Raw genomic sequence first — 18,783 nt, 5'->3', positions numbered from 1 at the left:
CGTCGGCCTAACGTGGAGCCATGTCCAGCCCCGCTGAGCGGTACGCGGCTGCCCGGCGGCGCAGCGCCCACCCCACGCTGGCCGACTTCACCGCCGACCTGGGGTTCTCCCTCGACCCGTTCCAGGTGGAGGCGTGCGAGGCACTCGACCAGGGCGCGGGCGTGCTGGTCTGCGCGCCGACCGGTGCGGGCAAGACCGTCGTCGGGGAGTTCGCCGTCCACAAGGCGCTGGCCGAGGGGCGCAAGGCCTACTACACGACGCCGATCAAGGCGCTGTCCAACCAGAAGTACAACGACCTGGTCGAGCGCTACGGCGAGGCGAAGGTCGGCCTGCTCACCGGTGACAACGCCATCAACGGCGACGCCCCGGTGGTCGTGATGACCACCGAGGTGCTGCGCAACATGCTCTACGCGGAGTCCCCGGCGATCGACGGCCTCGGCTACGTCGTCATGGACGAGGTGCACTACCTGGCCGACCGCTTCCGCGGCGCGGTCTGGGAGGAGGTGATCATCCACCTCCCGCAGTCGGTGACCCTGGTGTCGTTGTCGGCGACGGTGAGCAACGCCGAGGAGTTCGCCGACTGGCTGGTCACCGTGCGCGGCCACACGAAGGTCGTGGTCAGCGAGGTCCGGCCGATCCCGCTGTGGCAGCACATGCTGGTCGGCAACCGGGTGTTCGACCTGTTCAGCCTGCGCCCGGCCGCACACGCCGCCGAGCAGGGGGAGACCCCGCGCGGGCAGTCGACCCGCGAGCGGGGCGCCAGCGTCGTCGACCCCGAACTGGTCCGCTACGTGCGCGAGCACGAGCGGCGGCTGGACACCTGGGGTGGCGGCAACGGCGGCTCCCGCCGGGACCGGGACTGGCACAAGCCCCGCTACCGGCCGCCGGCCCGCCCCGACGTGATCGAGCGGCTCGACCGCGCCGGCCTGCTGCCGGCGATCACCTTCGTCTTCAGCCGCAACGGCTGCGACGCCGCCGTCGACCAGTGCCTGCGGGCCGGGCTGCGGCTCACCGACGAGCGGGAGCGGTCGGAGATCGCGCAGGTCATCGACGAGCGCACCGGCTCGCTGCCGGAGGAGGACCTGCACGTCCTCGGCTTCTGGGAGTGGCGCGAGGGCCTGCTGGCGGGCCTGGCCGCCCACCACGCCGGCCTGGTCCCGGCGTTCAAGGAGACCGTCGAGGAGTGCTTCGTCCGCGGCCTGGTCAAGGCCGTCTTCGCCACCGAGACCCTCGCGCTCGGCATCAACATGCCCGCGCGCACCGTCGTCCTCGAGCGGCTGGTCAAGTGGAACGGCGAGGCCCACGTCGACGTCACGCCGGGGGAGTACACCCAGCTCACCGGCCGCGCCGGTCGCCGCGGCATCGACGTCGAGGGCCACGCCGTCGTCGTCTGGGCCCCGGGCATGGACCCCTCGGTGGTCGCGGGGCTGGCCAGCACCCGCACCTACCCGCTGAGGTCCTCGTTCCGGCCCAGCTACAACATGGCCGTCAACCTGGTCGGCTCCTTCGGCCGGGCCCGGGCCCGCGAGCTGCTGGCCTCCTCCTTCGCCCAGTTCCAGGCCGACCGCTCGGTGGTCGGCCTGGCCCGGGCGGCGGCCCGCCACGAGCGGGACGCCGAGCGGTGGGCGGCGGAGATGCACAGCGAGGGGGGCGACGTCGGCGAGTACGCCGCGCTGCGCCAGCAGATCGCCGACCGGGAGAAGGAGCTCTCCCGCGACTCCCAGGCCAAGCGCCGGATGGAGGCCAGCGACGCGCTGGCCGCGCTGCGGCCCGGCGACGTCATCCGGGTCCCGTCGGGGCGGCGCCAGGGCCTGGCCGTGGTCCTGGACCCCGGCGTCACCGACCTCGCCGAGCCGCGCCCGCTGGTGCTCACCGAGGACAAGTGGGCCGGGCGGCTGGGCACCGTCGACTTCCCGACCCCGGTCACCGCGCTGGCCCGCGTCCGGGTGCCGAAGAACTTCAACCACCGCAGCCCGCACGCGCGCCGGGACCTCGCCGCGACGCTGCGTCACGCCCGCGTGGAGAACGACCTCGGCGCGCGGCGGGTCAAGCAGCGCTCCGCGGCCGCCGACGACCCGGTGCTGCACGACCTGCGCCGCGCGCTGCGCCACCACCCCGTGCACTCCCTGCCCGACCGCGAGGAGCGGGTGCGGGCGGCCGAGCGCTGGCTGCGCGCCGTGCGGGAGGCCGAGGCCACCCACCGCAAGATGGCCGAGCGCACCGGCTCGCTGACCCGGCAGTTCGACCGCACCTGCGACGTCCTCGAGGAGCTGGGGTACCTGGTACCGGAGGTGGTCCCGCTGGTCCCGGCCGACACCGACGCGGTCCCGGCGGTGGACGACGTCCCGCGGGTCACCGACGACGGCAGGCGGCTGGCCCGCATCTGGTCGGAGGCCGACCTGCTGGTCGCTGAGTGCGTGCGCGCCGGGGTGTGGCGCGGCCTCACCCCGGCGGAGCTGGCGGCCGCGGTCTCCACGCTGGTGTTCGAGGCGCGGCGGGACACCCCCGGGCAGCCCGCGATCCCGGCCGGCAAGGTCGCCGCGGCCATCGGTGAGATGCGCCAGATTCGGTCGCGGCTGCAGGACGTCGAGCTCGACCACGGCGTGCCGGCCACCCGGGACCTCGACCTCGGCTTCGCCTGGGCGGCCTACCGGTGGGCCGACGGGCAGAGCCTCGACCGCGTGCTCGCCGGCGCGGAGCAGGCCGGCACCGAGCTCTCCGGCGGGGACTTCGTGCGCTGGGCCCGCCAGCTGATCGACCTGCTCGACCAGCTGGCCAAGAGCGCCGAGGACCCGGTGGCCGCCACCGCGCGCCGGGCGGTGGAGCGGGTCCGGCGCGGGGTGGTCGCGGTGGCGGTGGGCGGCTGAGGAGGGACCCCGCCGCCCCTCACCGCCCGCGGGCTCGCGGCGGGGCCCTGCGGCGAGGCCCCTACGCGGCGGCGCGCCGTGGTGCACAATCTCCCCGCCCCGGGACCCGCTGTCCCGCCCGACCGGCGACCTGAGAGCAGGAGCGACGATGACCAACCCACCGCAGGGTGGCCAGCCGGGGCAGTACGGCCAGCCCGGCCCTCACGGGCCGCAGCAGCCGGGTCCGTACGGCCCGCCCGGCGGGTACGGCCCGCCCCCGCCCGGCGGCCAGCAGCCCCCGCCGTCCGGTCAGCCGGGGCAGCCGTGGGGCCAGCCGTGGGGTCAGCCGCCGCCCGGGCAGTACGGCCCGCCCGCCGGGAGCCCGCTCCCCGGCGGCCAACCGTACGGTCAGCCCGGCTACGGCCCGCCCGGCTACGGGCAGCCCGCTTCGGGGGCACCGCAGCACGGGCCCCCGCCTTACGGGCAGCAGCCCTACGGCCAGCAGCCCTACGGCCCGCCCGGCCAGCCGTACGGGCCGCCGACCGAGCCCGCCGGTCAGCCGAGGAGGTCCCGGACCGGCCTGGTCAGCGGCCTGGTCGCCCTCGCCGTCCTGCTGGTCCTCGCCGTGGTCCTCTCCCGGCTGCTCGGTGACCGGGTGCTGGACCGCTCGGCCGTCGAGCGCGACGTCGCCGAGCAGTTCGAGGCGAACTACGGCGTGGGGGTGGAGCTGACCTGCCCGCAGGAGATGGTCGTCGAGAACGACGCCGTCTACCGGTGCACCGGGGTCACGGCCGACGGCGAGGAGGTCACCGTCGAGGTCCGCATCACCGACCCCGAGGACGCCGAGTACGAGTGGGCCGACGTCTGACCTGCCGACCCCGGCCGGCACGGCCGCGACCGGCGCGGCCGCCGCTTGACAGGCAAGTAGTCGCTTGCCTATAACGGTGCCCGTGGACGCCGAGGCCGACCTGTTCCGGGCCCTCGGCGACGCCACGCGACGCACCATCCTCGACGAGCTGACCGACCAGGACGGTCAGACCCTGTTCGAGATCTGCGGGCGGCTGACCATGAAGCACGGCCTGGCCTCCTCGCGCCAGGCGATCTCCCAGCACCTCGCGGTGCTCGAGCAGGCCGGCCTCGTGCACACCCGGCGACAGGGCCGGTACAAGTTCCACCACCTCGACACCAGCCCGCTGCGGTCGATCGTCGAGCGGTGGCCCATCGACCGAGAGGGACCGACCCCGTGATCCGCATCAACCTCACCAGCGTCTTCGTCGACGACCAGGCCAAGGCGCTGGCCTTCTACACCGAGAAGCTGGGGTTCACCAAGAAGACCGACGTGCCCGCCGGCGAGGCCCGCTGGCTCACCGTCGTCTCTCCCGCCGACCCCGACGGCGTCGAGCTGCTGCTCGAGCCCGACGGCCACCCGGCGGCGCGCCCGTTCAAGGACGCGCTGGTCGCCGACGGCATCCCGTTCACCCAGTTCGCCGTCGACGACGTGTACGCCGAGGTCGAGCGGCTCAAGGGGCTGGGCGTCGAGTTCACCCAGGACGCGACCGACCTGGGCCCGGTGGTCACCGCCGTCTTCGACGACACCTGCGGCAACCTGATCCAGCTCGCCACCCTGAAGTAGACGGCCCCGACCGCGGGTCAGCCGAGGACGTCGGCCGGCCAGCCCAGCGCGGCTCCCAGCCGCTTCACCGACGAGCCGATCCCGTGGGCCTCGGCGAGGGTCGCCAGCGCCTCGGGGTCGGCCGGGCGCCGCGGCAGCGCGTCCCGCACGGGGGGCAGGTCGATGTCCCGGGCCACCGCCACGACGACCGGGGCGGCGTCGAGGTAGGCCGACCCGGCGTGCAGCCGCTTGAGGACCGCGGCGGTGAGCGGCGCCTTGGGGACGACGGTCCGCGCGGCCGCAGCCCGGATGCCCGCCAGGTCGCCGAACTCGCAGATCAGCGCCGCCGCGGTCTTGGCGCCGATGCCGGCCACGCCGGGCAGTCCGTCGCTGGGGTCGCCCCGCAGGACGGCGAAGTCGGCGTAGGCCCGGCCGGGGATGCCGTACTTCGCGGTCACCGCCGCCTCGTCGACGCACTCGATGTCGCTGATCCCGCGGGCGGTGTAGAGCACCCGCACCCCCCGGGCGTCGTCCACCAGCTGGAACAGGTCCCGGTCGCCGGTGACCACGTCCACCGGGCCGGTCGCGCGGGTGGCCAGCGTGCCGATGACGTCGTCGGCCTCGTAACCGGGCGCCCCGACCCGCGCGATGCCGGCCGCGGCCAGCACCTCGACCAGCACCGGCACCTGCGGCCCCAGCTCGTCGGGGGTCTCCTCCCCGCCGTCCGCGGCCAGCCGGTGGGCCTTGTAGGAGGGCAGCGCGTCGGTGCGGAACGCCGGCCGCCAGTCGTCGTCCCAGCAGGCCACCAGACCCTCGGGCGCGTGGGCGGTGACCAGCCGGGCGGTCATGTCCAGGAAGCCGCGGACGGCGTTCACCGGGCGCCCGTCCGGGCTGGTCACGCTGGTCGGCACCCCGTAGAAGGCCCGGAAGTAGAGGCTGGCCGCGTCGAGCAGCATGGTCGTCACGACCCGGCACGGTAACCGTCAGGAACGACGCCGGGACTCGTGGATAGTCTCCCGACCGTGCCCACCTCGAACCCGCCCGGGCCGCTGGTGACCGTCGACCGCGTGCGGACCGCCCGCGACGCCGCCGACGAGCTCGGCATCGACCTGCTGGTGCTCACCCCCGGCTCGGACCTGCGCTACCTGTGCGGCTACCACGCCCACGCGATGGAGCGGCTGACCGCCCTCGTGGTGCCCCGGTCCGACGAGCCGTTCCTCGTCGTCCCCCGGCTGGAGGCGCCCATGGTCGACGCCAGCCCGGCCGGGGGCCTGGGCCTGGAGGTGCTGGCCTGGGACGAGACCGACGACCCCTTCGCCCTGCTGGCGCGCACCGCCACCGCCCGGCTCGGCGCGTCGCCCACGCGCGTCGCCGTCGGCGCGCGCACCTGGGCCGAGCACGCCCTCGGCGTCCAGCGGGCCCTGCCCGGCGCGGTCCTCGAGCTGGCCGGCCCCGTCGTCGACCGGCTGCGCATGGTGAAGACGCCGGCCGAGGTGGCCGAGCTCGCCGCGGCCGGTGCCGCGATCGACCGGGTGCACGCGCGGGTGGGGGAGTGGCTGCGGGTCGGCCGCACCGAGGCGGAGGTGGGTGCCGACATCGCCGCGGCGATCCTGGCGGAGGGGCACGTGGGCGTCGACTTCACCATCGTGGGGTCGGGGCCCAACGGCGCCAGCCCGCACCACGAGCTCTCCGACCGGGTGGTGCGCGAGGGCGACCTGGTCGTGGTGGACATCGGCGGGGAGACCGCCACGGGGTACCGGTCGGACTGCACCCGTACCTACGCGGTCGGCCGTGCTCCCGACGCCGAGGTCGCCGAGTGGTACGGGGTCCTCCAGCAGGCCCAGGCCGCCGCGACCGCCGCCGTCCGCCCGGGGGTGACCGCCGAGCAGGTCGACGCCGCCGCCCGCGACGTCATCGCCGCCGCCGGCTGGGGGGAGCACTTCATCCACCGGACCGGGCACGGGATCGGCCTGGACACCCACGAGGCGCCCTACATCGTCGCCGGCAACGACCTGCCGCTGGTCCCGGGCATGGCGTTCTCCGTGGAGCCGGGGATCTACCTCGCCGGCCGGGCCGGTGCCCGGATCGAGGACATCGTCGTGTGCACCGACGACGGCGTCGCCACCCTCAACGACGGTCCCCGTGAGCTCGTCACCGTCGCCGGCTGAGACCGGCGGCGCGTCCGCCGGCCCGCCCAGCCAGTCCACCGACGTCGACCGTGCGCTGCTGGCCGCCCTCGCCCGGGACGGGCGGGCGAGCTACACCGAGCTGGCCGAGCGGGTGGGGCTCTCGGTGTCCGCGGTGCACCAGCGGGTGCGCCGCCTCGAACAGCGCGGGCTGATCACCGGCTACCACGCCAAGCTCGACGCGAAGTCGCTCGGCATGGGGCTCACCGCCTTCGTGTCCATCACCCCGATCGACGTGGCCCAGCCCGACGACGCGCCCAGCCGGCTGGCCCACCTGACCGAGATCGAGGCCTGCCACTCGGTGGCGGGGGTGGAGAGCTACATCCTCAAGGTCCGGGTGCCCTCCCCGGACGGCCTGGAGACGCTGCTGCAGAAGATCCGGCTGGCGGCGAACGTGACCACGCGGACCACCGTGGTGCTCTCCACGTTCTACGAGGACCGCCCGCCGCTGTAGGGCCCGCGCGCCCGCTGGACAGGACTTCGAACGCGTGTTCGGATGGGGTCATGCGGTGGGACGCCCAGCGGCTCGATGCCCAGGAGCCGGGCGCGCTGCCCGGGATGCCCACGACGCGGGGCCTGCTGCGCAGCGTGCAGGTGCCCGAGTTCCCGGGGGTGACCTTCCACGAGGTCCGCAGCAAGAGCGCGCTCAACCAGGTGCCCGGCCCGTCGACCATGCCGTTCCGCTGGACGATCAACCCCTACCGCGGGTGCTCCCACGCGTGCGTGTACTGCCTGGCCGGCGACACGCTCGTGCTCATGGCCGACGGCAGCCGGCTGCCCATCGCCGACCTGCGGGTGGGCGACCGGGTCATCGGGACGGAGCCGCGGAACGGCGTCCGTCGGTTCGTGGCGACGGAGGTCCTGGCGCACTGGCCGACGGCGGAGCCGGCGCACCGGGTGCGGCTGGCCGACGGCACCGAGCTGGTCGCCAGCGGCGACCACCGCTTCCTCACCGCACGCGGGTGGCGGCACGTCGCCGCGGGCGCGGACCGGCGGCCGTCGCTCACCACCGACGACCAGCTGCAGGGCCCCGGGCGCGCCCTCGACCCGGTCGGCGCCGCGGCGCAGCACGCCGGCGCGGGGCGGTCGTCGGCGTCCCGCCTGGTGGGCGCGGTGGTCCCGACGGGTCCGGAGCTGCGCGTCACGGCGGTCGAGGACCTGGGCGCCGAGCTGCCGATGTACGACATCACCACGGGCACCGGCGACTTCGTCGCGAACGGCGTCGTCAGCCACAACTGCTTCGCCCGGGGCACCCACCAGTGGCTCGAGCTGGACACCGGGCAGGACTTCGACACCCAGGTGGTGGTCAAGGCCAACCTGGTCGAGGTGCTGCGCCGCGAGCTGGCCCGGCCCTCCTGGCGCCGGGAGCACGTGGCGCTGGGCACCAACACCGACCCCTACCAGCGCGCCGAGGGCCGCTACCGGCTCATGCCCGGCGTGATCGCCGCCCTGGCCGGTTCGGGGACGCCGTTCTCCATCCTGACGAAGGGCACCCTGCTGCGGCGGGACCTCCCGCTGCTCGCCGCCGCGGCCCGGGACGTCCCGATCGGCCTGGGGGTGTCGATGGCCATCTGGGACGACGAGCTGCACGCCTCGCTGGAACCGGGGGTGCCCAGCCCGCGTGCCCGGCTGGAGCTGGTGCGGGCGGTCGCCGACGCGGGCCTGTCCTGCGGCGTGTTCCTCGCGCCGGTGCTGCCCGGGCTCACCGACCGGCTCTCGGACCTGGACGCGGCGTTGCGGGCGATCGCCGAGGCCGGGGCGTCGGGGGTCACCGTCGTCCCGCTGCACCTGCGCCCCGGGGCCCGGGAGTGGTTCTCGGCGTGGCTGGCGCGGGAGCACCCGCAGCTGGTGCCGCGCTACCAGCAGCTCTACCGGCGCGGGGCGTCGGTGGACCCGGAGTACCGCCGCTGGCTGGCAGGGCGGGTCGCGCCGCTGCTGGCCCGGTACGGGCTGGACCGGCAGGCCGGGGGAGCGGCGCGCGGGGTGGACGGCGAGCCCGGCGGCATCCCCGGGGACGCGGACAGCGACTTCCCGGCCGGCAGCCTGCCGGGGACCGCGGCGCCGCGGCCGGCGGCCGCGACCCGTGCCGCTCCCGAGCAGCTCGCGCTGATCTGACGCCGGTCAGCCGGCCATCCGGGCGGCCCGGGAAACGCTGCGCAGCGCGCGGACCGCGCCGCGCGGGCTCACTGGGGCGGCGCCGGCGGCCAGCGCCAGCCGCCGGTAGGAGTCGTAGGAGAGGGTGAGGTACGCGGCGGCCAGCTCCTCGGCCGCGGCCCGCCGCGACGGCGGCGCGGTCAGCCGCAGGGCGTGCGCGGTGCGGACCGCGTGCTTGGCGAAGGTCACCTGCAGCGCCTGGGTGGACAGCTGCCCGCCCACCGCTGAGGCCAGCCCGGGGCCGCGGCGCAGCGCGGGCAGCACCCAGGGGCTGTCGGCGAGGGCGGGGAAGCGGGACCGACGGGCCTCCCAGGCGTGCCAGGCGGTGAGCGCGCCGGGCACCGACCACTCGCCGTCCTCGGTGCGCACCACCAGCCGCCGCGCCGTCGGGTGCACCTGCTCGCGGCGCAGGGCACGGAACTGGCCGACCGTGGCCGGCCAGTGCAGGGCCAGGGCGCACCAGGCGACGGTGCGCAGGTGCTCGGGGTCCTCGCTGCGGATCTCGGTGAGGGGCCGCAGCTCCAGGACGGGCGGCTCGGGTTCGGGCGTGGGCACCGACGGCAGCGCGATCCCGCCGTAGCGGGCGACCTTGCTGTACAGGGCCACGGTGGCCGGCTTCCAGCCCCGCGCCGCCGTGATCGGGTCCAGCCCCTCCTCCGCCAGCTGGTCGGGCCCGAGGCCGAGCTCGAGCGCCGCCTCGGACAGCCGGCGCCACTGCACCTCGTAGCCCTCGGGCGGGGTCAGCCGGCGCCAGGCCCGCACCGGGGGAGGGGCCGGCATCTCCGGCAGCGGCGGCTGCCATGCACCACTCATGTCCGAATTCTACCGTTATCCCGAACAAAAATGCGCCTCCGATTCGTCGGCTCCTGCCAGCCGGGACGGGGCGGCGCCTCCGGCGCCGGAGCAGCAATCGCGGGAGGCCAGGTCCGGGGTGCACGGGGAGGAGGAGCCCCGGCAGGGGACTCCAGTATCTGGATGAGCTCTTGGGCATAACGGAGGAGTTGCCGGCTTCGCGGCCTCTCGGCGCGCGCGACGGACGACCGGTGGTGATCATGGTCGGGTGCGCACCGTGGGCGTGGAGGAAGAGCTGCTCGTCGTCGACCCGGCGGGGCGGCCGGTGCCCCTGGGCCCCGCCGCGCTCGAGGTCGCCGCCCGCCGTGGCGAGGGCGAGACCGTGGCCGAGCACGACCGGGCCGACCGGGCCGACCGGGAAGGCGACGACCAGCCCCGCGATGATGCCCCACCCGACGCCACGGGCGGCGGCGACCCGCGGGGACAGCTGGTGCCCGAACTGAAGGCACAGCAGCTGGAGTTCGCCACGCGCGTGTGCGCCGAGCTGGCCGACGTCACCACCGACCTGCGGTACTGGCGCGGCCGGGCCGACGCCGCCGCGCGCGCGGTCGGGGCGCGGGTGGCGGCGCTGGCCAGCTCCCCGGTCGACGTCGAGCCGGTGACCACGCCGGGGCAGCGCTACGGGGAGATGACCGACACCTTCGGGCTGACCGCCGTCGAGCAGCTGACCTGCGGCTGCCACGTGCACGTCTCGGTCGACGGCGACGAGGAGGGCGTCGCCGTCCTCAACCGGATCCGCGGCTGGCTACCGGTGCTGACCGCGCTGAGCGCCAACTCGCCGTTCTGGCTGGGCCGCGACAGCGGCCACGCCAGCTACCGCTCCCAGGCCTGGAACCGCTGGCCCTCCTCGGGACCCAACGAGCTGTTCGCCGACGCCGCCGACTACCACCGGCTCATCGAGCGGCTCGTCGCGACCGAGACGATCGTCGACACCGGGATGGTGTACTTCGACGCCCGGCTGTCCGAGCGCTGGCCGACGGTCGAGGTGCGCATCGCCGACGTCCCGCTCCGGGTCGAGGACACCGTCACCCTGGCCGGGCTGGTGCGGGGCCTGGTGGAGACCGCCGCCCGGGAGTGGCGGGCCGGTGTCCCCGTGCCCGCGGTCCGCAGCGAGCTGATCCGGGTCGCCGCGTGGCGGGCGGGCCGCTCGGGGCTGGGCGAGGACCTCGTGCACCCGGTCACCGGGCGCCCGGCACCCGCCGCGGACGTGCTGCGGGCCCTGGTCGACCACGTCCGGCCCGCTCTCGCCGCGGCCGGCGACCTCGGCCGGGTGGAGGCCGGCGTCGCCACCCTGCTGTCCCGCGGCACCGGGGCGGACCTGCAGCGCCGGGTGTACCGGGAGACCGGCGACCTGACCGCCGTGGTGCGCGCCGCCGTCGAGGTCACCTCCGCCTGACGGCCGACCGGGGACCGTGCCACCGTGTGCGCATGGCGATGGACGAGCTCCTCGCGGGGATCGCGGTCGCCGACTCCCCGCGAGCCCGCGAGTGGTTCGGCCGCCTGCTCGGCCAGGACGCCGACGTCGTCGCGCACGACCGGGAGGTCCTGTGGCGCGTCGCCGAGACCGGGTGGCTCCACGTCGTCGAGGACCACCGGCGCGCCGGGCACGGTCTCGTTGCGATCGAGGTGCCGGCCCGGGAGGAGGCGCCGGACGACCTGCGGGGGCGGGGCACCGCCAGCGGCCCCGTCACGCCGGAGGGCGACGGCGCGCGCAAGGCGGGCGGAACCGACCCCGACGGCAACGGGATCGCCTCCATCGACGGGATCGCCTCCATCGACGTCGCCGGCGGCTGACCGCCGCCTCCCGGCCGGTCGTCAGGAACGCCCGTTATCGTCCCGCTGCATGGACACCGTCCGCTGGCGCGACGTCGTCCGCCCCGACCTCTTCGGTCCGCACCCCGACCGACGGGACCGGGCCTACCGCTGGGTGATCCGGCTGGCCCTGCTCGTCTTCCGGTTGCTGCGGCTGCGCTTCGACGTGCGCGGCGCCGGGCACGTCCCGACCTCCGGCGGGGCGATCGTCTGCAGCAACCACGTGAGCTTCCTGGACTTCACGTTCCTCGGCCTGGCCGCCCTCCCGCAGCGCCGGCTGGTCCGCTTCATGGCCAAGGCGTCGGTCTTCTCCTCCCGGCTGTCCGGGCCGTTCATGCGGGCCATGCACCACATCCCGGTCGACCGCCGGGCCGGCGCGGCCGCCTTCGAGTCCGCCGTGCGGGCGCTCAAGGACGGGGAGGTCGTCGGGATCTTCCCCGAGGCCACGATCAGCAGCAGCTTCCGGGTGAAGGACCTCAAGGCCGGCGTCGCCCGGATGGCCATCGACGCCGGCGTGCCGGTCCTGCCCGCCGCGGTGTGGGGCGGCCAGCGGATCGCCACCAAGCACCGCCCCGTGAACCTGCAGCGCCACGTCGCGGTCACCGTCGTCCTCGGCGAACCGCTCGTGCCCGACCCGGGGGAGCGGCCCCAGGAGCTGCTGCGCCGGATCCGAACGGCCATGGAGGAGCTGGTCGACCAGGCGCAGCGCGGCTATCCCCAGCAGCCGGCCGGCCCCGACGACCGGTGGTGGCTGCCCGCCCACCTCGGTGGCACCGCGCCCACGCCGGAGGAGGCCGAGGCGCTCGACCACCACGACGTCCGCGGGACCCGCACGAGGCTGCCCCGCCCGCACCCCACCGCCCGCGTGAGGGCCCTGTTCGCGCGGCGGCGCCGCCCCCGCTGAACTCGTGGGATGCGCCTCCGGCCGTCACTCGACGACCACCGGCGCCATCAGCCGGAACACCTCCAGCTCGACGTCGTACCAGCGGCGCATCCGGCCCAGCGGCTCCATGCCCAGCCGGCGGCAGACCGCCAGCGACGGCGCGTTGCCCGGCCGCACGACCGCGTAGACCTCCGGCAGCCCGGCGGCGAAGGCGCGGTCGATGACCGCCCGCGCCGCCTCGGTGGCGTAGCCGTGCCCCCAGCTGTCGGGGTGCAGGTGCCAGCCCACCTCCACCTCGCCGACGCCGCCGGGCAGCGGCTTGAGCAGCACGGTGCCGGCCACCGCCCCGGTCCCGGCCACCTCGGCCGCCCACACCCCGAACCGCTGGTCGGCGCAGACCGCCGCCCAGCGCGCCACGAGCTCGACCGGGGTCAGGGACGGCGTCCCGCCCAACCACCGGGTCACCTCGTCGCGGCCGTAGAGGTCGGTCAGCCGGGCGAGGTCGTCGCGGCTGGTGGTCCACCGCCGCAGCCGCAGGCGCCGGGTGCGCAGCTCCCCACCGGCGGCCTCCATCCGCCCTGCCTACCCCCGGGGACGGTCACCAGCCACCCGGCGCCGTGATCGGGGGACCTGGTCGTCGAGCGCCCCCTCCCCACACCGCAGACGGTGGGGGAGGACGCCGCGGGATCGGGTGGCGAGGCCCTCGCCCCGCCCTCTCCTCAGTCGGCCAGGGACGCCACCCGGGAGGCCGCCGCGGCCACGTCGGCGGCGACCGGGTCGACGTCCCGGGCCCGCCACCAGGCCTGCCCGCTCTCCGGGAGGGTGGCGATGGGGTCGTAGTAGGTGTACCGGCGGTCGAGGGCGTCCTCGTCGGTCCGCTCGATGCCGGTGCGGTAGTTCTTCGTCCAGTAGCTGATGCCGCGCTCGCGGTCGTACTCGGCGACCTGGTGCACCCAGCGCTTGCCGACGTAGGGCACGTCGCAGACGATCCGCGGCGTCGCGAAGCCGGGCAGGTACCCCATGACGTCGTGCTGCAGGGTCTGCGCCTCGGCCAGCGACACCCGCCAGTGCTCCGCGCTGGGGACCATGTCGCACATGTAGAAGTAGTAGGGCGTGATGCCGGCGCCGTCGAGCAGCGCGAAGCACAGGTCCAGCAGGGCCGGTGCGGTGGCGTTCACGCCGCGCAGCAGCACCCCCTGGTTGCGGACGTCGCGGACCCCGGCGTCCAGCACCGCCCGCGCCGCCTCGGCCACCAGCGGGGTGACCTGCTGCGCGGCGTTGACGTGGGTGTGCACGGCCAGCGACACGCCCCGCTCCCGCGCCCGCCGGGCCAGGCGGCCCATCCCCTCGACCACGTCGTCCTGCAGCCAGTGCTGCGGCAGGCCCATGAGCGCCTTGGACGCCAGCCGGACGTCCCGGATCGACTCGATCTCCAGCAGCCCGGACACGAACGCCTCGAGGGTCCGGAACGGCAGGTTGGCGACGTCCCCGCCGGAGACCACGACGTCCCGCACGCCGGGGGTGGCCCGCAGGTACTCGAGCATCGCCGCGTGCCGGTCTCCCGGCTTGAGCGCGAACCGCAGCTTGGCCACCGCGGGCGTGGAGTTGCCCACGAGGTCCATCCGCGTGCAGTGCCCGCAGTACTGCGGACAGGTCGGCAGCAGCTCGGCGAGCACCTTGGTCGGGTAGCGGTGGGTCAGCCCCTCGACCGCCCACATCTCGTGCTCGTGCAGCGAGTCGCGCGCCGCATAGGGGTGGCTGGCCGCCGCGCCGGGCAGCCGGTCGGAGGCCACCGGGAGCATGTAGCGCCGCACCGGGTCGGCGAGGACCGCCGCGGTGGTGGGGACGGCGTCCGGGACGATCGTGTTGAGCATCTGCGGCGGCAGCAGCAGCGACATCGTCGCCCGCCCGGCCTGGTCGGCCGCCACGTCGGCGTAGAAGCCCTCGTCGAGCAGGTCGCCGTACACGCCGCGCAGCTGCCGCACGTTCTTCACGCAGTGCGCCCGCTGCCACTGGGCGCTGCGCCACTCGGCCTCGGTGACCTCGGCGAAGCCGGGCAGCCGCCGCCAGTCGGGCTCGGCCAACGGCCGGGCGGCGTACTCGTAGGGCTGTTCCAGCACGGCGGGCACCTCTTCCGGGTGGCGGTCCTCGCGACATCGACGACTCTAGCGGGAGGATGTTCGGGCTGATGGACAGCACGCGATAGGTTTTCCTCCCTCGATCGGGTGAGACGGGAGTTTCGAGTGGGAACGGTGGAACGCGCCCTCGGGGTGCACCGGGTGCTGGAGCCGCCCGGGGTGCTGCCCCAGGCCGCCGCGCGCCTGGACCCCGACCCGGCAATCGGCCCCGACGAGGTCCGCATCGCGGTACAGCGGCTGAACCTCGACGCGGCGTCCTTCCGGCAGCTGACCGAGGCCTGCGGCGGGGACGGCGCGGCCGTCCGGGCGGCGGTGCTGGAGATCGTCGCCGCCCGCGGCAAGGTGCAGAACCCGGTCACCGGCTCGGGCGGGATGCTCATCGGGGTCGTCGACGCGGTGGGGGAGGAGTCCCCGCTCGGGCTCACGGTGGGCCAGCGGGTGGCCACGCTGGTCTCGCTGACCCTCACGCCGCTGGCGATCACCGACGGTCTGGCCGGCTGGGACGGGCGCTCCGAGCAGGTCCCGGCGGCGGGGACGGCGATCCTGTTCGCCCGCTCCATCGCCGCCGTCCTGCCCGACGACCTGCCCGACGCGGTCTCCCTCGCCCTGCTGGACGTGTGCGGGGCGCCGGCGGCCGCCGCCCGGGTGGTGCGGCGGGACGCGGCGCGGTCGGTCGCCGTCCTGGGCGCGGCGGGCAAGTCCGGCTGCCTGAGCCTGGCCGCCGCGCGGGCCGCGGGCGCCACCGAGCTCACCGGCCTGGTGCGCGACGAGCGCGAGGCCGCGGCCCTGACCGCCGCCGGCCTGGCCGACCGCGTCGTGGTCGCCGACGCCACCGACCCGCTCGCCGTCGCCACGGCCGTCGGCACCCCGGCGGAGGTCACCGTGGTCTGCGTCGACGTGCCCGGCGCCGAGCACGGCGCGGTCCTCGCGACGGCCGACGGCGGCACCGTGGTCTTCTTCTCCATGGCGACGTCGTTCGCGCGGGCGGCGCTCGGGGCGGAGGGGATGGCGGCGGACGTGACCATGCTGATCGGGAACGGCTACACGCCGGGGCACGCGACCCTGGCGCTGGACCTCTACCGGTCCACCCCGGGCGTCCGGGCACTCATCGACCCCCGGGTGCACGCATGAGCCTGCTGCTCACCGACGTGACCGTCGGGGACCGGCCCGGGCGGGCGGTGCGGGTGGAGGACGGCCGGATCGCCTGGCTCGGCGACGGCGCCGACGCCGCGCCCGCCGACCGGGTCGTCGCGGGGGAGGGGGCGCTGCTCACGCCCGCCTTCGTCGACGCCCACGTGCACGCAACCGCGACCGGGCTGGCGCTCACCGGGCTCGACCTCCACTCGAGCCTGAGCCTGCGGGACGCCGTCGCGTCGCTGGGCGCGCACGCGGCCACCGCGCCCGGCGGGATCCTCTTGGGCACGGGCTGGGACGAGACGTCGTGGCCGGAGGGCCGGGGCCTCACCCGGCACGACCTGGACGCCGTGGTCGGGGACCGGCCGGCGTACCTGGCGCGGGTCGACGTCCACTCGGCCACGGTGTCCACCGGCCTGCTCGACCGGGTGCCGGGGATCGCGCAGCTGCCCGGGTTCGCACCCGACGGCCGGCTGCGCCTCGACGCCCACCACGCCGCCCGCCAGGCCGCCTACGGCGCCGTGGACGCCGGCCAGCGGCGGGTCGCCCAGCGGGCCACGCTCGCGGCCGCCGCGGCGCTGGGCATCGGCAGCATCCACGAGATGGCCGGCCCCGAGGTGTCGAGCGCGGCGGACCTGGCCGACCTGCTGGCGCTGGCCGCCGAGGCGCCCGGCCCGCGGGTGCGGGGCTACTGGGGCGAGCTGGCCGAGCGCGGCGGCCTCGACGTCGTCGCCGGGCTGGCCCTGGCCGGCGCCGGGGGCGACCTGTTCTGCGACGGCGCCTTCGGCTCGCACACCGCGGCGCTCACCGCCCCCTACACCGACCGGCCCGACACCGCCGGCCACCTGCGCTTCGCCACCGCCTCCCTCGTCGACCACGTGCGCGCCTGCACCCGCGCCGGGGTGCAGGCCGGGTTCCACTGCATCGGCGACGCCGCCGTCGAGCAGGTGCTGACCGCCCTCGGCGCCGTCGTCGAGGAGCTGGGCCGGGCCGCCGTCCGGGCCTGCCGGCACCGGCTGGAGCACGTGGAGATGGCCGCCCCCTCGGCGGTGGAGCGGATGCGGGACTGGGGGATGGTCGCCAGCGTCCAGCCGGCCTTCGACGCGGCCTGGGGCGGCGCCTCGGGCATGTACGCCGAGCGGCTCGGGGACGAGCGGGCGCGGGACTGCAACCCCTTCGCCGACCTGTCCGACGCCGGGGTCGCGCTCGCCCTGGGCAGCGACGCCCCGGTGACGCCGCTGGACCCGTGGGGCGGGGTGCACGCCGCGGTCGACCACCGCACGCCGTCGTCGGGGCTGCGGCCGTTCGACGCCTTCGACGCGGCCACCCACGGCGGCTGGTACGCGGTGCGGGCCGAGCACCCCGGCGGGCCGCTGGCGGTCGGCGCGCCCGCGGACCTGGCGCTGTGGGAGACGACGCGGACCCTCTCCGCCGTCCTCGCCGAGCGGGCCCGGCCCGCCTGCCGCGCACTCCTCGTCAACGGTCGGGAGGTCCCGTGACGACCCTGCAACTGGACCCGGTGCTGGTGGCGCGGGCGCGCGAGCTCGCCGTCCGCGCGGCGGCGCCCGTGGTGGACCTGGCCCGGCGGCACACCACCGTCTCCGTGGAGCGGGCGGTGCTGCGCCTGGCCGGGCTCACCGGCACCGACCCGGTGACCGGCGAGGGCGCGGTCACCGACCGCGTGCCGTGGGTGAACCGCGTGGTGGACGCCGTCCGCGAGCAGGTGGGGCTGGAGTCCGGCGTCGCGCTGCCGGTGTGGCACGCGATCGCCTCCGGGACGGCGCCGGACCTGCCGGCGCTCGCCGAGCAGGTGGGTGCCGGGACGGCGCGGTTCCGCCTGCCCACCGGCGCCGACGCCGAGCGGGCCCGGGAGGCCGCCCGCGCCGCCGTCGCCACCGGTCTCGCCCGGGTCGACGCCAACCGCGTCCGCCGCGAGGAGCTGGTGGCCACCCTCGGCGACCCGCCCCGGCGGCCGTGGATCTACCTGATCGTGGCCACCGGCGACATCCACGAGGACATCCCGCAGGCCCAGGCCGCCGCCCGGGCCGGAGCCGACGTCATCGCCGTCATCCGCTCCACCGGCCAGTCGCTGCTGGACTACGTGCCCGAGGGCGCCACCCGCACCGGGTACGCCGGCACCTACGCCACCCAGGAGAACTTCCGGCTGATGCGGGCCGCCCTGGACGACGTCGGCGCGGAGCTGGGCCGCTACGTGCGGCTGACCAACTACGCCAGCGGCCTGTGCATGCCCGAGATCGCCGTCCTGGCCGGGCTGGAGCGGCTGGACATGATGCTCAACGACGCGATGTACGGGATCCTCTTCCGCGACATCAACCCGCAGCGCACCTTCGTCGACCAGCGCTTCAGCCGGATGGTGCACGCCCGCGCCGGCATCGTGATCAACACCGGTGAGGACAACTACCTCACCACCGCCGACGCCGTCGACGAGGCGCACACCGTCACCGTCAGCCAGCTGCTCAACGAGACCCTCGCCCACGAGGCCGGCCTCGAGGACTGGCAGCTGGGCCTGGGCCACGCCTTCGAGATCGACCCGGACCGGCGCGAGTCGTTCCGCCTCGAGCTGGCGCACGCCATGCTCGCCCGCGCGCTGTTCCCGGACGCGCCGCTGAAGTGGATGCCGCCGACCAAGCACATGACCGGCGACGTGTTCCGTGGCTACCTGCTCGACGGGTTCTTCAACCTGGCCGGGGCGCTGACCGGCCAGGGCATCCTGCTGGTCGGGATGATGACCGAGGCCGTGGTCACCCCGTGGCTCTCGGACCGCGACCTCGCGCTGCGCAACGTGCGCTACGTCCTCGATGCCGCCGGCGGCCTGGTCGAGGACTTCGCGCCGCCGAAGGGCGGGTTCATCGACCGCCGCGCGCACACCGTGCTCACCGAGGCGGTGCAGCTGCTGGAGCGGATCGCCGACGAGGGCCTGCTGCAGGCGATCGCCGACGGCACCTTCGGCATCACCAGGCGGCCGCCGGACCGCGGCAAGGGCCTCGACGGCGTCGTCCGGCTGGGCCCCGACGCGTACAACCCGGCGCTGGAGCTGCTGGAGCGGGAGCCGGCCCGTGCCTGAGGACAGCCGCGGGAGCATCGCAGCGGGCGCCGGCGAGCGAGGAGCGGATCGCGGCGCGGAGTCAGGCCGTCGGGCAGGCCC

17 protein-coding genes are annotated in these 18,783 nt (G+C 75.9%); 13 read left to right on the top strand and 4 right to left on the bottom strand.

Features of this window, described 5'->3' with window-relative positions; all coding sequences use genetic code 11:
- Window positions 1–20 precede the first annotated feature (20 nt).
- From ACI79I_RS10505 to ACI79I_RS10490, 4 genes are all read left to right on the top strand, one after another.
- Complete coding sequence (locus tag ACI79I_RS10505; RefSeq protein ID WP_456992280.1) at window positions 21–2,867, top strand: DEAD/DEAH box helicase; 2,847 nt, start codon at window positions 21–23, stop codon at window positions 2,865–2,867.
- 148 nt (window positions 2,868–3,015) lie between these two features.
- Window positions 3,016–3,714 carry a DUF4333 domain-containing protein gene (locus ACI79I_RS10500; protein ID WP_456992279.1) on the top strand — a complete coding sequence of 233 codons (699 nt, stop codon included), beginning with the start codon at window positions 3,016–3,018 and terminating at the stop codon, window positions 3,712–3,714.
- 82 nt (window positions 3,715–3,796) lie between these two features.
- Window positions 3,797–4,093, top strand: coding sequence for an ArsR/SmtB family transcription factor (locus ACI79I_RS10495; RefSeq protein ID WP_456992278.1), 297 nt, complete (start codon window positions 3,797–3,799; stop codon window positions 4,091–4,093).
- Window positions 4,090–4,479 carry a VOC family protein gene (locus tag ACI79I_RS10490; protein WP_456992277.1) on the top strand — a complete coding sequence of 130 codons (390 nt, stop codon included), beginning with the start codon at window positions 4,090–4,092 and terminating at the stop codon, window positions 4,477–4,479. Before ACI79I_RS10495 ends, ACI79I_RS10490 begins: the two co-directional genes overlap by 4 nt.
- A 17-nt stretch (window positions 4,480–4,496) precedes the next feature.
- On the opposite strand, the gene ACI79I_RS10485 is transcribed toward ACI79I_RS10490, so the two are convergent.
- Complete coding sequence (locus ACI79I_RS10485; protein WP_456992406.1) at window positions 4,497–5,414, bottom strand: 5'-3' exonuclease; 918 nt, start codon at window positions 5,412–5,414, stop codon at window positions 4,497–4,499.
- Between the two features lie 66 nt (window positions 5,415–5,480).
- On the opposite strand from ACI79I_RS10485, the gene ACI79I_RS10480 reads away from it, so the two are divergent.
- The 3 genes from ACI79I_RS10480 to ACI79I_RS10470 are packed head-to-tail and all read left to right on the top strand — an operon-like array spanning window position 5,481 to window position 8,759.
- A complete protein-coding gene (locus tag ACI79I_RS10480; protein ID WP_456992276.1) occupies window positions 5,481–6,626 on the top strand; it encodes a M24 family metallopeptidase in 1,146 nt (381 codons plus the stop codon).
- Window positions 6,601–7,098, top strand: a complete 498-nt coding sequence (locus ACI79I_RS10475; RefSeq protein ID WP_456992275.1) for an Lrp/AsnC family transcriptional regulator — start codon at window positions 6,601–6,603, stop codon at window positions 7,096–7,098. The genes ACI79I_RS10480 and ACI79I_RS10475 overlap by 26 nt, the downstream gene beginning before the upstream one ends.
- A gap of 50 nt (window positions 7,099–7,148) precedes the next feature.
- Window positions 7,149–8,759, top strand: a complete 1,611-nt coding sequence (locus ACI79I_RS10470; RefSeq protein WP_456992274.1) for an Rv2578c family radical SAM protein — start codon at window positions 7,149–7,151, stop codon at window positions 8,757–8,759.
- 6 nt (window positions 8,760–8,765) lie between these two features.
- On the opposite strand, the gene ACI79I_RS10465 is transcribed toward ACI79I_RS10470, so the two are convergent.
- Window positions 8,766–9,611: a hypothetical protein gene (locus ACI79I_RS10465; RefSeq protein WP_456992273.1), complete on the bottom strand. Its 846-nt coding sequence runs from the start codon at window positions 9,609–9,611 to the stop codon at window positions 8,766–8,768.
- A gap of 247 nt (window positions 9,612–9,858) precedes the next feature.
- Between ACI79I_RS10465 and ACI79I_RS10460 the strand changes: the two genes are divergently transcribed.
- Genes ACI79I_RS10460 through ACI79I_RS10450 form a run of 3 tightly spaced genes read left to right on the top strand, consistent with a single transcriptional unit; the run spans window position 9,859 to window position 12,366 of the window.
- The gene (locus ACI79I_RS10460; RefSeq protein ID WP_456992272.1) at window positions 9,859–11,046 is read left to right on the top strand and encodes a glutamate--cysteine ligase; all 1,188 of its coding nucleotides are present in this window, start codon (window positions 9,859–9,861) and stop codon (window positions 11,044–11,046) included.
- Window positions 11,047–11,078: 32 nt separating this feature from the next.
- Window positions 11,079–11,444: a VOC family protein gene (locus ACI79I_RS10455; RefSeq protein ID WP_456992271.1), complete on the top strand. Its 366-nt coding sequence runs from the start codon at window positions 11,079–11,081 to the stop codon at window positions 11,442–11,444.
- Between the two features lie 49 nt (window positions 11,445–11,493).
- Window positions 11,494–12,366 (top strand): lysophospholipid acyltransferase family protein, encoded by an 873-nt coding sequence (locus ACI79I_RS10450; RefSeq protein WP_456992270.1) that lies wholly within the window; start codon window positions 11,494–11,496, stop codon window positions 12,364–12,366.
- A 24-nt stretch (window positions 12,367–12,390) separates the two neighbouring features.
- Here the strand turns inward: ACI79I_RS10450 and ACI79I_RS10445 are convergent, their stop codons facing one another.
- Together ACI79I_RS10445 and ACI79I_RS10440 are read right to left on the bottom strand one after the other, a co-directional pair.
- The gene (locus ACI79I_RS10445; protein WP_456992269.1) at window positions 12,391–12,918 is read right to left on the bottom strand and encodes a GNAT family N-acetyltransferase; all 528 of its coding nucleotides are present in this window, start codon (window positions 12,916–12,918) and stop codon (window positions 12,391–12,393) included.
- Between the two features lie 146 nt (window positions 12,919–13,064).
- Window positions 13,065–14,465, bottom strand: coding sequence for a KamA family radical SAM protein (locus ACI79I_RS10440; RefSeq protein ID WP_456992268.1), 1,401 nt, complete (start codon window positions 14,463–14,465; stop codon window positions 13,065–13,067).
- 132 nt (window positions 14,466–14,597) lie between these two features.
- Here ACI79I_RS10440 and kdd point away from each other — a divergent pair, with 132 nt between their 5' ends.
- Genes kdd through kamD form a run of 3 tightly spaced genes read left to right on the top strand, consistent with a single transcriptional unit; the run spans window position 14,598 to window position 18,702 of the window.
- Window positions 14,598–15,614 (top strand): L-erythro-3,5-diaminohexanoate dehydrogenase, encoded by a 1,017-nt coding sequence (kdd, locus tag ACI79I_RS10435; RefSeq protein WP_456992267.1) that lies wholly within the window; start codon window positions 14,598–14,600, stop codon window positions 15,612–15,614.
- Window positions 15,611–17,116: an amidohydrolase gene (locus tag ACI79I_RS10430; RefSeq protein WP_456992266.1), complete on the top strand. Its 1,506-nt coding sequence runs from the start codon at window positions 15,611–15,613 to the stop codon at window positions 17,114–17,116. Before kdd ends, ACI79I_RS10430 begins: the two co-directional genes overlap by 4 nt.
- Window positions 17,113–18,702 (top strand): lysine 5,6-aminomutase subunit alpha, encoded by a 1,590-nt coding sequence (gene kamD, locus ACI79I_RS10425; RefSeq protein WP_456992264.1) that lies wholly within the window; start codon window positions 17,113–17,115, stop codon window positions 18,700–18,702. The genes ACI79I_RS10430 and kamD overlap by 4 nt, the downstream gene beginning before the upstream one ends.
- Window positions 18,703–18,783 lie beyond the last annotated feature (81 nt).

The organism is Geodermatophilus sp. SYSU D01105 (assembly GCF_054050095.1).
This window is presented reverse-complemented; position numbering and strand designations above follow the sequence as displayed.

Bases quoted from the DNA above. Each gene is read 5' to 3' on its own strand.
- ACI79I_RS10430 (WP_456992266.1), top strand. From the start codon at position 15,611: ATGAGCCTGCTGCTCACCGACGTGACCGTCGGGGACCGGCCCGGGCGG.
- ACI79I_RS10485 (WP_456992406.1), bottom strand. From the start codon at position 5,414: ATGCTGCTCGACGCGGCCAGCCTCTACTTCCGGGCCTTCTACGGGGTG.
- ACI79I_RS10455 (WP_456992271.1), top strand. From the start codon at position 11,079: ATGGCGATGGACGAGCTCCTCGCGGGGATCGCGGTCGCCGACTCCCCG.
- ACI79I_RS10465 (WP_456992273.1), bottom strand. From the start codon at position 9,611: ATGAGTGGTGCATGGCAGCCGCCGCTGCCGGAGATGCCGGCCCCTCCC.
- ACI79I_RS10445 (WP_456992269.1), bottom strand. From the start codon at position 12,918: ATGGAGGCCGCCGGTGGGGAGCTGCGCACCCGGCGCCTGCGGCTGCGG.
- ACI79I_RS10505 (WP_456992280.1), top strand. From the start codon at position 21: ATGTCCAGCCCCGCTGAGCGGTACGCGGCTGCCCGGCGGCGCAGCGCC.
- ACI79I_RS10470 (WP_456992274.1), top strand. From the start codon at position 7,149: ATGCGGTGGGACGCCCAGCGGCTCGATGCCCAGGAGCCGGGCGCGCTG.
- ACI79I_RS10500 (WP_456992279.1), top strand. From the start codon at position 3,016: ATGACCAACCCACCGCAGGGTGGCCAGCCGGGGCAGTACGGCCAGCCC.
- ACI79I_RS10450 (WP_456992270.1), top strand. From the start codon at position 11,494: ATGGACACCGTCCGCTGGCGCGACGTCGTCCGCCCCGACCTCTTCGGT.